The sequence below is a fragment of the Sphaerisporangium sp. NPDC005288 genome (genome assembly GCF_040607475.1).
Lineage (GTDB): Bacteria > Actinomycetota > Actinomycetes > Streptosporangiales > Streptosporangiaceae > Sphaerisporangium > Sphaerisporangium rhizosphaerae.
The window spans coordinates 42,413-54,953 of sequence record NZ_JBEXGT010000023.1 but is presented as its reverse complement, the minus strand read 5'-3'; the positions used below and the strand labels follow the sequence as shown (position 1 = coordinate 54,953).

General features: G+C 72.3%; 11 protein-coding genes and 1 tRNA gene. 6 read left to right on the top strand and 6 right to left on the bottom strand.

Features of this window, described 5'->3' with window-relative positions; translation table 11 throughout:
* The first annotated feature begins 8 nt into the window (after positions 1–8).
* From ABZU32_RS22210 to ABZU32_RS22200, 3 genes are all read left to right on the top strand, one after another.
* The gene (locus tag ABZU32_RS22210) at positions 9–1,040 is read left to right on the top strand and encodes a permease (RefSeq protein ID WP_354924684.1); all 1,032 of its coding nucleotides are present in this window, start codon (positions 9–11) and stop codon (positions 1,038–1,040) included.
* A gap of 5 nt (positions 1,041–1,045) precedes the next feature.
* The gene (locus tag ABZU32_RS22205) at positions 1,046–1,750 is read left to right on the top strand and encodes a TIGR03943 family protein (RefSeq protein ID WP_354924682.1); all 705 of its coding nucleotides are present in this window, start codon (positions 1,046–1,048) and stop codon (positions 1,748–1,750) included.
* Positions 1,751–1,812: 62 nt separating this feature from the next.
* Positions 1,813–1,902: transfer RNA gene (locus ABZU32_RS22200), tRNA-Ser, on the top strand.
* A gap of 117 nt (positions 1,903–2,019) precedes the next feature.
* Here the strand turns inward: ABZU32_RS22200 and ABZU32_RS22195 are convergent.
* Positions 2,020–4,299: an AAA family ATPase gene (locus ABZU32_RS22195; protein ID WP_354924680.1), complete on the bottom strand. Its 2,280-nt coding sequence runs from the start codon at positions 4,297–4,299 to the stop codon at positions 2,020–2,022.
* A 114-nt stretch (positions 4,300–4,413) separates the two neighbouring features.
* Here ABZU32_RS22195 and ABZU32_RS22190 point away from each other — a divergent pair, with 114 nt between their 5' ends.
* Positions 4,414–5,370: an NAD(P)H-quinone oxidoreductase gene (locus ABZU32_RS22190; RefSeq protein ID WP_354924678.1), complete on the top strand. Its 957-nt coding sequence runs from the start codon at positions 4,414–4,416 to the stop codon at positions 5,368–5,370.
* Between the two features lie 15 nt (positions 5,371–5,385).
* Positions 5,386–5,910: a bacterial proteasome activator family protein gene (locus ABZU32_RS22185; protein ID WP_354924677.1), complete on the top strand. Its 525-nt coding sequence runs from the start codon at positions 5,386–5,388 to the stop codon at positions 5,908–5,910.
* An 84-nt stretch (positions 5,911–5,994) separates the two neighbouring features.
* On the opposite strand, the gene ABZU32_RS22180 is transcribed toward ABZU32_RS22185, so the two are convergent.
* On the bottom strand, positions 5,995–6,792 hold the full coding sequence (locus tag ABZU32_RS22180; RefSeq protein ID WP_354844071.1) for an HAD family hydrolase: 798 nt from the start codon (positions 6,790–6,792) through the stop codon (positions 5,995–5,997).
* A gap of 238 nt (positions 6,793–7,030) precedes the next feature.
* Between ABZU32_RS22180 and ABZU32_RS22175 the strand changes: the two genes are divergently transcribed.
* The gene (locus tag ABZU32_RS22175; RefSeq protein ID WP_189164413.1) at positions 7,031–7,234 is read left to right on the top strand and encodes a cold-shock protein; all 204 of its coding nucleotides are present in this window, start codon (positions 7,031–7,033) and stop codon (positions 7,232–7,234) included.
* Between the two features lie 159 nt (positions 7,235–7,393).
* Here ABZU32_RS22175 and serS read toward each other — a convergent pair whose 3' ends face one another.
* The 4 genes from serS to ABZU32_RS22155 all read right to left on the bottom strand — a co-directional run bounded on the left by serS (position 7,394) and on the right by ABZU32_RS22155 (position 11,760).
* Entirely contained in the window at positions 7,394–8,653 is a 1,260-nt protein-coding gene (gene serS / locus ABZU32_RS22170) for a serine--tRNA ligase (RefSeq protein ID WP_354844067.1), read from the bottom strand.
* Between the two features lie 97 nt (positions 8,654–8,750).
* Entirely contained in the window at positions 8,751–9,671 is a 921-nt protein-coding gene (gene pheA / locus ABZU32_RS22165; RefSeq protein ID WP_354924675.1) for a prephenate dehydratase, read from the bottom strand.
* Positions 9,672–9,809: 138 nt separating this feature from the next.
* Positions 9,810–10,214 carry a DUF4446 family protein gene (locus ABZU32_RS22160; protein WP_354924673.1) on the bottom strand — a complete coding sequence of 135 codons (405 nt, stop codon included), beginning with the start codon at positions 10,212–10,214 and terminating at the stop codon, positions 9,810–9,812.
* Positions 10,215–10,251: 37 nt separating this feature from the next.
* Entirely contained in the window at positions 10,252–11,760 is a 1,509-nt protein-coding gene (locus ABZU32_RS22155; protein ID WP_354924671.1) for a glycosyltransferase 87 family protein, read from the bottom strand.
* Positions 11,761–12,541 lie beyond the last annotated feature (781 nt).

Sequence of the window (12,541 nt, the reverse complement as noted above, 5' to 3'; positions counted from 1 at the left end):
AAACCTTGATGAGCGACCGAACCGCACTCGACTGGACCGCCGAGCCCGACAGTCCGGTCCCTCCTCCGACATGGGGACGGCGCGCACCCGAGGCGCACGTGCTGCCCTGGGTGTTCGCGGCGCTGGCGGGTTTCCTGCTGATCGGCAACCTGCTGCTGTCGCCGCACCTCACCGCGCCGGCCGTCACCACCTGGTCGACGATCTTCGTGACGATCTGTGTGCAGGCCATCCCGTTCCTGGTGCTGGGGGTCACGCTGTCCGCGGCAGTCACCGCCTTCGTGCCGCCGTCCTTCTTCGAGCGCGCGCTGCCGCGCCGGCCGTACGCCGCCGTGCCCGTCGCCGGCGCCGCCGGGCTCGTGCTGCCCGTCCGCGAGTGCGCCTCCGTCCGGGTGGCCGCCCGCCTGATGGCCCACGGCGTCGCCCCGCCGGCCGCGCTCGCCTTCCTGCCGGCCTCTCCGGCGGCCAACCCGGTCGTCCTGGTGGCGACGGCCGTGGCCTTCCCCGGCGAGCCGCTCATGGTCCTGGCCCGCTTCGGCGCCTCCCTCGTCGTCGCCGTGCTCGCCGGCTGGGCCTGGCAGGTGCTCGGCCGCCCCGTCCCGCCACGCGTCACCACCGCACCGCCCGTCCCCGAGGGCGCCACCCGGCGCGCGGCGTTCCTGGCGGCGGTGCGCCACGACTTCCTGCACGCCGGCGGCTTCCTGGTCATCGGCGGGCTCGCCGCGGCGACCCTGAACGTGGTGGTCCCCCGCTCGTGGACCACCTCCCTCGGCGAGGTCCCCTGGTTGTCGGTGCTGGTGCTCGCGCTGCTGGCGGTCGTGCTGTCGGTCTGCTCCGAGGCCGACGCCTTCGTCGCCGCCTCGCTCACGACCTTCTCCCCGACCGCCAAACTGGTCTTCCTGGTCGTGGGACCGATGGTCGACCTGAAACTGATCGCGCTGCAGGCGGGGACGTTCGGGCGGGCGTTCGCCGCGCGCTTCGTCCCGCTGACGCTCACGCTCGCCATCGTGGTCGGCGTGCTGGTGGGACGGGTGCTGCTGTGAACCGCATGGCCCAGAACCTGGTGCTCGCCCTGGTGGGCGGCGCGCTGCTTCGCGTGTCGGCCCTGTCCACCGCCTACCTGAACTACGTCAGGCCGGGGTTCCGAGCGCCGCTCGTCGCGGCCGGCGTGATCCTGTTCGCGCTCGGCGTCTTCGGCCTGGTCCAAGAGTGGCGCAGGCCCTATCCGCCCTCGGGAGAGGCGGCCACGCGCCGCCGCTCGCACGGCCCGCGGGTGGCCTGGCTGCTGTGCCTTCCGATCGTGGCCGTCTTCCTGATCAACCCGCCCGCGCTCGGCTCGTTCGCCGCCGCACGGGACCAGAGGCCCCAGCCGCGGCCGGCAGGGGGGTACGGCGCCCTGACCGGGGACGCGCCCACGGCCATGCCGGTCGGGGAGTTCATCGGCCGCGCCTGGAGCGACGGAGGCCGCACGCTCGCCGGGCGCCGGGTCAAGCTCACCGGGTTCGCCGTCCCGTCCGAGCACAAGGGCCAGTGGTACCTCGCCCGCATGCGACTGCGGTGCTGCGCGGCCGACGCCTTCCCGCTGAAGGTCGCCGTGCTGGGCGTGCCCGCGCCCCGTCCGGACACCTGGGTGGAGGTGACGGGCGCCTGGGTGCCCGTCCCCTACGACCGCCTCCCCAAGGGCACGGCCGCCCCCGCGTTGACGGCCACCGCACTGGCCAAGGTCGCCCGGCCGGCCGAGCCGTACGAATAGGCGCGGGGCCCGCCACTCGCGCGCGAACGCCCGGCGGGCAACGCTATCGTTGGTGTCGCACTGGAGGGTTCGCATAGTGGACGAGTGCAGCCGCCTTGAAAGCGGCCAGGTCGGCGACGGCCTCGTGGGTTCGAATCCCACACCCTCCGCCACCGGCCTCCCGTGATCCACTCAGACGCGGGCGGCCCACATGCGGCCGCCGCCTCTGAATGCGACCGCCGCCTCAGACGCGGCCCGCCTCGGACGCGGCCCGCTCAGATATGGCCCGCTCAGATATGGCCTCCCTGCGCGCCGCCGAAGCCGTCGCCCACCGAGGCCGCCAGCAGCAGGTAGGCCTCCCGCGTGGCGGGCTGCAGCCGGTCGAGGTCGATCTCGGCGCCCTCTTCCAGGTGCGGGTCGTACGGCACCCTGATGACGGCACGGCAGCGCGCCGCGAAGTGCGCCTCCAGCCGGTCGAGATCGACGGTGGACTTCGACCTCGGCCGGACGCTGCACAACACGACCGTCGCGGCCTTGACCAGGTCGGCGTAGTGGTGCGCCTCCAGCCAGTCGAGGGTCGCCGACGCGGCCCGCGCGCCGTCCACCGACGGCGAGCTGACCAGAACGAGCTGGTCGGCCAGGCCCAGGACGCCCGACATGGCCGAGTGGAGCAGGCCGGTGCCGCAGTCGGTCAGGCAGATGGAGTAGAAGTTCTCCAGCACCTGCGCGACCGCCTGGTAGTCGGCGGCGCTGAACGCCTCCGACACCGACGGGTCGCGGTCGGAGGCGAGGATCTCCAGCCGCGAGGGCGCCTGCGAGGTGAAGGCGCGGATGTCGACATATCGCTTGATCTGCTGCCGCTCGTTGAGCAGGTCGCGCACGGTCGCCGAGGTCTCCAGCTCGACCTTGTCCGACAGCGTGCCGCGGTCGGGGTTGGCGTCGACGGCGATCACCCGGTCTCCGCGCACCGAGGCCAGCGTGGCGCCCAGCCCCACGGTCGTCGTGGTCTTGCCGACGCCGCCCTTGAGGCTGAGCACGGCCACGCGGTGGTGACCCGTGGCGACGGGGGTGCGCGCCCGCGAGACCAGCTCGCGGCGGCGGCGCACCTCGGGCGACTCGCCCGGCTTGATCAGGCCCGCGGACGCCTTGAACACGATCTTGCGCCAGCCACGCGCGGGAGCGTTCCTGCGCCCGCGCAGCAGGGACACCGGGTCGAGGCTGTCGGCCGTCGGCCGCACGCCCGTGACGCCCTTCGCGCCCGCCGCCTTGGCGCCCGGCTGCTGCCGCGCCGGGACGCCGAACGCCGGCTGGGCGGGCTGCGGCGTCGCGGCGGTCTGCCTGCGGCGCGGCCGGTACGGCTCGCGCTCCTCCGGAGCCTGGTCGGGCACCAGCGACTCGCCGGGCGGCGCGGAAGGGGCGTGCGTGGCGGCCGACGAACCCTGGGCCGACCGGCTTGGGGAGGCGGCGGGGAAGGCGGGGGCCGGGGCCGCCGGGGCGGCGGCCGGCGGCTCGGCGGCGGGGGGCGCCACGACCTGCCGGCCCTCCTGCGGCGCGGGCAGGCCGAGGTTCTCGGTCGGCTGCTCGTACATCGGACGCTCGACGCGGGGGACCACCACGTCGTCGGTGTCCGCGCCCGCGGCGAAGGCGTTGAAGCGCTCCTGCTCGGGGTCGGGCTCGGACGGCTCGGCGGCGGGCACCGCGGCCTCCAGCCAGCCGCGCACCGGCTGCTCCGGGGCCGTGTCGGGCTCGGGGTCCTCACGCTGCTTGGACGGCTCGGCCTTGCCGCCGCCGAGCGGGTCCTTGGAGAGCCAGTCGGCGCTCGGCGCGGCGCCGGGCTTGTCGGTGAGCGGCCCGAAGGTGAAGCTGTCGGTGTCGTCGCTCACGGCCTCGGCGCCGGCGGCGGCCGAGACCCCGGCGCCGGAACCCTCAGGGGCCTCCGAGCCCGCCGAGGAGCCCGGGCGCTCGCCCAAGGCCCCGCCGGACCCAGCCGGACGCTCGCCGAACGCCGCGAACGCCCCCGTGCCCGAGGACGGGCGCTCGCCGAACGCGCCGGCGCCGGACGAGGAGAGCCCGCCGAAAGCGCCCGCACCCGACGACGGCGCGGGACGCTCTCCGAAGGCGCCGGCGCTGGAGGAGTCCGGCGGCGGTTCGGCCTTGGTGTCGGCGCGTGACAGCGGCTCGCCGGGCGCCGTGATCGGCGCGGCGAACGCGGGCTTGCCGGGCGCCGCGGACGGCGGAAGGTCCAGCGGGCCGGTCCAGGCGCCGGTGCCCAGACCCTGGGTCGAAGGCGGGCGCACCTCGCGCGTCTCGCCCTCGGCGCGCCCGGCGAGGCCGTCGTCGTGCTGCCCCGCGCCGTTCGCGGGGTCGCCCGCGGCGCGGAACAGCGGGGACGCGGGCGCCGGAGGCTCCGCGGGCACCATGCCCCACGGGTCCTTCGGGTACGGCGAGGCGGCGGTGTCGTCCGGGGTGACGCTCACCGCGAGGGGGGTGTCCTCGTTCTCCTTGATCGCGTCGAGCCAGGCGAGCTGCTCTTCAAGGGAATGAGGATCCTCACGATCGTGTCTTGCCACCGTGTTCCCCCTCGGGACTGGGCTAAAGGGGCAGCAAATAGAAGGAAGATTACCGCCCGCTATCACGACCAACGTGGTCAACCGCCGACTTGGCTACCCGGATAGTTTGGTCACATGCACGCGATCGCTGTTACCCGGCCCGGCGGACCAGAGGTGCTGGAGTGGCGGGAGGTCCCAGATCCCCGCCCCGCACCAGGGGAAGTGCTGATCGAGGTGGCCGCCGCGGGCCTCAACCGCGCCGACCTGCTGCAGCGCCAGGGGCACTACCCGCCGCCGCCCGGCGCGTCGGAATTCCCCGGCATGGAGTGCTCCGGAGTCGTCGCCGAGGTGGGCGAGGACGTCGAGGGGTTCCGGGTCGGCGACGAGGTGTGCGCGCTGCTCGCCGGCGGCGGGTACGCCGAGAAGGTCGCCGTCCCCTGGGAGCAGGTGCTCCCGGTGCCCGAGGGGGTCTCGCTGGTGGAGGCGGCGGCGCTCCCCGAGGTCGCCTGCACCGTGTGGTCCAACGTCTTCATGGTGGGCAGGCTGCGGCGCGGTGAGACGCTGCTGGTCCACGGCGGCGCCAGCGGCATCGGCACCTTCGCCCTCCAGCTCGCCAAGGCCTTCGGCTCCCGCGTCGTCGTCACGGCCGGCTCGGCCGACAAGATCGCGCGGTGCCTGGAGCTCGGGGCCGACGAGGCGGTCAACTATCGCGAGGAGGACTTCGCCGAGAAGGTCACGGCGGACGTCATCCTCGACATCATCGGCGCGAAGTACCTCGCCAGGAACATCTCGGCGCTCGCGACCGGCGGCCGGCTGGTGGTGATCGGGCTTCAGGGCGGCGCCAAGGGCGAGCTCGACCTCGGCAGACTGCTGGCCAAGCGCGCCTCGATCCACGCGACCGCCCTGCGCACCCGTAGCGTCGCCGAGAAGGGCGTCATCCTCCGCGGCGTCCGCGATAACGTGTGGCCCCTGGTGGGCGCCGGTTCGGTCCGGCCGATCGTCCACGCGGTCATCCCCATGGCCGACGCGGCCCATGCCCACCGCGTGCTCGAATCAGGGGAGCACATCGGAAAAGTCCTGTTGGTCAGGTGAGCTAGGTTGAATGACATGAATGCTGAGGAGAGCACCCCGCACATCGTGGTCGTGGGCCCCAACGGTCTGTCGGTCGAGGGTGACGGCGGCGAGCAGCACGAAGAGCGCTCGGTCGCCGAGCTGGTGGAGCAGCCCGCCAAGGTGATGCGCATCGGCAGCATGATCCGTCAGCTGCTGGAGGAGGTCCGCGCGGCGCCCCTGGACGAGGCGAGCCGCAAGCGCCTGAAGGACATCCACCAGAGCTCCATCAAGGAGCTGGAGGACGGCCTGGCGCCCGAGCTGGTGGACGAGCTCGAGCGGCTCACGCTGCCCTTCACCGGCGACGACAGCGCGCCGAGCGACGCCGAGCTCCGCGTGGCGCACGCCCAGCTCGTCGGCTGGCTGGAGGGTCTCTTCCACGGGATCCAGACCACCTTGTTCGCCCAGCAGATGGCCGCGCGCGCCCAGTTGGAGCAGATGCGCCGAGCCCTGCCCGGCGGCATGTCCGGCGCCGTGGCCCCGGAGGACCAGCCCCACCGCAGTTCCGGTCCCTACCTGTAAGACCTTGTAAGACCTGTCAGCACGTGTGAGATCCCTCAGGCGATGCCGCGCGGCCGCCCCCGGCGTCCGGGGCCGCGGGGCGCGTCAGCCGAAAAGCTTCTCCAGGACGATGGCGACGCCGTCCTCGTCGTTGGCCGCCGTCACGTGGGTGACGGCGGCCAGCACGTCCGGGTGGGCGTTCGCCACGGCGTAGGACGTGCCGGCCCAGCCCAGCATCGGCAGGTCGTTCGGCATGTCCCCGAACGCGATCACCTCGGCCGCGCCGACGAGGTGCCGCTCGGCGAGGGTGGCCAGCGCGCTCGCCTTGGTCACTCCCTGGGCGCTCATCTCGATCAACGCCCGGCCGCTCGAATGGGTGGCCGTGAGCAGGTCGCCCACGATCTCGTCCACGAGGGCGTGCAGGATGTCGGGGTCCATGGAGCGGTGGAAGGCCAGCAGCTTCGCGCCCGGCCGCGAGATCAGCCCCGAGACCCCCATGCGGAGCCCTGAGACCTCTGTGCTGTCCCAGCCGCCGAGCCGGAAGCTCGTCTCATGGGCGAAGCCCCCTTCGTACTCCACGGAGAAGCTCAGGCCCGGGACGCGGTCCTTCAGCCGGCCGACGGCCTCGGACAGCACGTCGGGCTCGATGAGATGGGACTCGACGATGCGCTCGGCGTGCAGGTCGTACACCAGCGCCCCGTTGGCGCAGATGGCCAGCCCGCGGTTGCGCACCGCCCCGGCGACGTTGCCCATCCACCGGGGCGGCCTGCCGGTGACGAACACGAGCGTCGCACCGGCCTCCTCCACGAGCGCGAAGGCGGCCGCGGTGCGGGGCGAGACGGTGCCGTCCGAGCGCAGGGCGGTGCCGTCCAGGTCGGTGGCGACGAGTCTGGGGCTGACCATAACAAGCTCTAGTTTGCCCTGTGTTGCCCCGAGCTCGGGTGTCAGCCCTGGGAGTAAAAGATTCTCGCCAGGAGGGGGGAACAAAGGCCCTCTGATGGTGTTAGATGTGGTGGCGTTGTATTAGCTGAACCCGATGTGCAGAACCAGCTTGACTGTCTGAGCGGCCCCGGGAAGCTGTGCGACACAACCCGGGGTTCGCGAGGTGTGAACCCCAAGATCAATTGCAGGGAGAGCTTTAATGGCTCAGGGAACCGTCAAGTGGTTCAACGCCGAAAAGGGCTACGGATTCATCGCCCCGGACGGTGACGCTCCGGATGTCTTCGTGCACTTCTCCGAAATCGTCGGCAACGGCTACCGCAGCCTCGAGGACGGCCAGCGCGTCGAGTTCGAGGTCACGCAGGGACAGAAGGGCCCGCAGGCGTCGCAGGTCCGCGCCGTCTGACCACTGACACACAGAAGGCGGGGTTCGCGTCAGGCGAACCCCGCCTTCGTGTTTGTCCAGACCCGAACGTCCTGACAAACCGGACATACGTCTCAGACAGTATGAGAGTAAGCCGCTTATCCTCATCAGGGGATAAGCGGCTTACTCAGCAAGAAATAGCTACTTGACCGGCTCGAGGACGTCTAGTCCGACATAGGGCCGCAACGCCTTGGGGACCACGACAGAGCCGTCGGCCTGCTGGTGGTTCTCCAGGATTGCCACGATCCACCGTGTGGTCGCCAGGGTGCCGTTGAGGGTGGCGACGTGCCGGGGCTTCTCGTCGGTGTCCCTGTAGCGAACAGCGAGCCGCCTGGCCTGGAACTCGGTGCAGTTGGACGTCGAGGTGAGCTCCAGATAGCGGTTCTGCGTCGGCAGCCACGCCTCGCAGTCGAACTTGCGGGCGGCGCTCGACCCGAGGTCCCCCGCCGCGGTGTCGATCACGCGGTACGGCAGCTCGACCTTGGTCAGCATCTCCTTCTCCCAGGCGAGCAGGCGCTGATGCTCCTCGGCGGCGTCCTCCGGGCGGCAGTAGGAGAACATCTCGACCTTGTCGAACTGGTGGACCCGGATGATGCCTCGCGTGTCCTTGCCGTACGAGCCCGCCTCGCGGCGGAAGCAGGACGACCAGCCGGCGTAGCGCCGGGGCAGCGACCCGCCGTCGAGGATCTCGTTCCAGTGGTAGGCCGCCATGGGCGCCTCGGAGGTGCCCACCAGATAGAGGTCGTCGGCCTCCAGGCGGTACACCTCGGCGGCGTGCGAGCCGAGGAAGCCCGTGCCGGCCATCGCCTCGGGCTTGAGCAGCACCGGGGTGATCATGGGCGTGAAGCCGGCCTCGATGGCCTGCTGCATGGCCATGTTGAGCAGGCCGAGCTGCAGCCGCGCGCCGGCCCCCGTCAGGAAGAAGAACCGCGCCCCGGAGACCTTGGCGCCGCGCTCGGCGTCGATCGCGCCCAGCATCTCGCCCAGTTCGAGGTGGTCGCGCGGGGTGAAGTCGAACCGCGGCTTCTCACCGACCTCCTCCAGCACGACGTAGTCGTCCTCGCCCCCGGACGGGGCCTCCTCGATGATGTTGGGGACGGCCATCAGCAGCTCGTCCAGCTCCTTGGCGAGCTTCTCGGCCTCGGCCTCCGCCCCCTTCACCCCGGCGGCGAGGTCTTTCGCGCGCGCGAGGAACGCGGCCCTCTCGTCGCCGGAGGACGAGGAGACCGACTTGCCCACGCTCTTCTGCTCGGCGCGCAGAGACTCATAGGCGGTCAGCGCGCTTCGGCGGCGCTCATCGAGGTCGAGCAGCGTGTCGACGACCGAGTCGTCCTCACCGCGGGCACGCTGCGACGCCCGTAGCCGGTCGGGGTCCTCACGAAGGGTACGCAGGTCAATCACGTAACAAAGGCTACCGATGTCCGAGCTGCGCTCGCGCGCCTATCGACCCGACATGTGATCCGTCACACCCGGCCGCGACGCGCCGCCGGGCGCACCGTCACATCGCGCCGGTGCGGATCTTGTCGATCCAGCCGGAGGCCTCGGTGAAGTCGGACTCGGAGGTGCCGGGCTTGAGCTGCGGCGACACGCGGTCCGCTCGAGGGTAGCTGCCCAGGAATCGGACCTCGGCGCACAGCCGGTGCAGACCCGACAGCGCCTCGCCCACGCGGGCCTCGGCGACGTGCCCCTCGGCGTCGAAGTGGAAGAAATAGCGCCCGATGCCGTCACCGGTCGGCCGCGACTCGATGCGGGTCAGGTTCACCCCGCGCACCGCGAACTCGCTCAGCATCTCCAGCAGCGCGCCCGGGTGGTCGTCCCGCAGGAACGCCACCAGGGACGTCCGGTCGGCGCCGGTGGGCACGGGCGGCGGACCCGGCCGCGCCACCTGGACGAACCGGGTGACGGTGTCATCGCGGTCGCCCATGCGCGCGGCGAGCTCGTCCAGGCCGTAGTGCTCGCCGGCGATCGCCGGGCCGATGGCCGCGTCGTACGGAGAGTCCTCCATGGAGACCTCCAGCGCCGCGGCGGCCGTGGACGGCGCGGCCACCACCACGGCGTCGGGCAGCTCACGGGCCAGGAAGTTGCGGCACTGGGTGATCGCCGCCGGGTGGGTGTAGACGCGCTTGATGTGCGTCATCTCGGTGCCCGGCCGCACCAGCAGCGAGAACTCCACCGGCAGCAGCAACTCGGCGGTGATCAGCAGCGGATCGCCCCAGGCCAGCTCGTCGAGCGTGACCGTGATCGCGCCCTCGACGGAGTTCTCCAGCGGGACGACCGCCCCGTCGGCCTCCCCCGAGCGCGCCGCGTCGAGCGCCGCCGTGACATTGGCACAGGGCAGCCGCTCGGCATCCGGGGCGAGGATGCGCAGGGCGGCTTCGCAGAACGTCCCCTGCGGCCCGAGGTAGGCGATTTTCGGCATACCAGAAGGCTACCTGCCGCAGGTCACCGCCCACCTGGCATATTTACCGGTTTCTTGCCACGCCTTCCCCGAACGATCCGAAATGATCCGGAACGACCCCGCGTCCCGCGCCAGGACCCGGCCCGGAGACGGGGACCCCTAACGCCGGAGACGCTGTGGGGCGACATCGGGGCCGATGCCGAGGCGCGCGGCGCGGACCGCCTGCTCCTCCTCGGGGGAGAGCGGCTGCAGCCCACGGCCACTGCGCACCGGCCGCGCGTACGTGCGGGTCTCGGTGCGGCCGTTTATCGAGGTGAGGACGACGCCGTCGCCCAAGCCGTCGATCATGGCCACCGAGAAGGACAGGCGGCCGGTCATCTCGGCCAGCGCGTCGTAGCGGAACACCGCCACATCGCGGATCGCCTTGACGTCGACCACGCCGTCGATCGCGCAGCGGCGGCCCAGCACGTCGAGGCAGTCTTCGACGGCGCCGCGCGCGCTGCGCAGCGCCAGCAGGCCGATCGCCACCCCGGTCATGCCGGCGATGCCGCCGATCAGCGCCATTACAGTTCCGAGCACATCACGAAGAGTAATGGATCAGTCACGGAATCGCACGCGAACCCAGACGCCGCCCATCGCCCGGGCTCGTTTCGTCCGGGCTCGTTTCGTCCGGGCTCGTTTCGTCCGGGCTCGTTTCGTCCGGGCTGGTCTCGTCCGGGCTGGGTTCGGCCGGGCCGGAAACGCCTGCGGCCGGACGGCGGCCGAGCAGCCACACCAGGGCGACGGCGCCGAGCCCGAAGGCGTCCTGGACGACGCGCCCCGCCACCGGGCTGAGCACCGGGATGTCGGCGGCGCGCAGCGACACCCCCCACCAGGGGATGGGCAGCACGTAGTACAGCCAGACCCCGGCCACGACCGCCGCCCCCGTCAGGCCGGACGACACGGAGGCTCGGGCGCCTGCATCGCGCCCATCGGCGGGCCCGCCGGTGAGGGCTCCGCCGGCCAGGGTCCCGCCGATCAGTGCTCCGCCGGCCAGCGAACCGCGGGCCGGCGGACCCTCGGCCAGAGGGGTGCCGGCCAGAGGGGTGCGGTCGCCGAGTGCGCGGCCCGCGAGCGCGGCGAGGACCACGACCAGCCAGGCGAGATGGTGGATCCAGGCCACCGGCGAGACGAGCACCGCCATCAGACCCGTCAGCGCCACCGCGGTCATCCGGTCGCCCCGCAGCAGGGCCTCCCGGGCGCGGCGGAAGCCGTACCAGGCCACCACGGCCCCCAGCGCGAGCCAGATGAGCGAGGTCAGCCACCCCGGCAGGTAGAGCCGCAGCAGCATCCCTCGGATGGACTGGTTGGTGGTGGCGTTGTTCGCCCCGACGCGGTCGCCGTCGAGCAGGGCCGAGAACCAGAAGGACGCGGCATCGTGCGGGATCACCAGGAAGGGCAGCACCGTCAGCAGCGTGGCGGTGAAGACGGCCATGAAGAACGCCCGGCGCTGCTCGGGCACGGCGTCGCGCCCGAACCCCGTGACCAGCAGATAGACCAGGAAGACGCCGGGAGTGAGCTTGATCGCCGTCGCCAGCCCGATCAGCATGCCGCGCGGCCACCACGGCCGGCGCGCGACGCAGTCGGCCAGGCACAGCATGACCAGCAGGATGTCCACCTGCCCGAACCGGATCTGGTCGCGCAGCGGCATCAGGTACAGGCATGCCGCCGTCATCACGCCGAACACGACAGGCCCCGCCCAGGCGGGCCGCAGCCGCGTGAGCGGCTCACGGAAGCCGAACCAGGCCGTGACGCCCAGGCAGGCCAGCACGCCGGCCGTCCACACCCACTGGGCCGCGGGCCACGACATCACGGCCAGCGGCACGGCCAGCAGCGCCGCGATCGGCGGATAGGTGAACGGCAGGAGCTGCGGCGCCGGCGTGACCGCGTCGTAGACGGGGAGCCCGCGCAGGAGGCTCTCACCGCCCGTGCGGTAGACGTCCAGGTCGACCAGGCGCTGGTCGGCGGGGTTGGTCAGCCAGTAACGCACCAGCGGGACCGCGGCCACCACGATGATCAGCAGGGCGATCGGCCACGCCCACCAGCGCCCGCGCCCCCCACCAGTCCTCACGACGTGGCAGGCTACCCCCTTCCCCGCACCCCCCGCCGCCCACGCCGACCAGCACGCCCCACCACCAGTACCGCTCTCCAGCCGTAACCCACCACCAGCACCGTGCACCAGCCGTAACCCACCACCAGCACCGCTCTCCGGCCGGTGACCACCACCTGCACCTTCTCCGGCCGTGACCCACCACCGGCACCGTGCTCCAGCCATGACCCACCACCCGCACCGCTCTCCGGCCGTGACCACCACCTGCACCCTTCCCCGGCCGTGACCCACCGCAGAAGGCCACCGACATCGCCCTGCCTCCACCCACTTCGCGGCGCCGGCGCGCCGGCCGTCCACAGGCCGATCGCATGTGGGAGAGGGGGGTCGGGGTTCTGGCTATGGTTTGCAGGGCGGAGGTGGTCGGCGCACGTGGAGGCGAGGTTCCCGGTGGACAAGCGAACGACGGTCCCGGGGGACCGCGCGTCCGGTCCCGGGCGGCGCCCCTGGCGGCTCCCGGCCGCAGCGCTGCTCGGCGCCATGGCCCTCGCCGTCCTGCCCACCACCGCCCACGCGAGAACAAGGCCCCCACCGCCCACCATCACACCTACAGAAACGACAGACACAAAGACCACCCACACGGGCACAACGGACATCCACGCCACCGCCCAAGCGGGAACAACCGGCCCCCAGGCCACCGCCGCCCATGCCAGGGCAACGGACACCCAGGCCGTCCACGCGGAGGCGACGAACACGCGCACAGCCGCCACCCATGCGGGGACGGCCGGCCCGCGGGCCGCCGGGC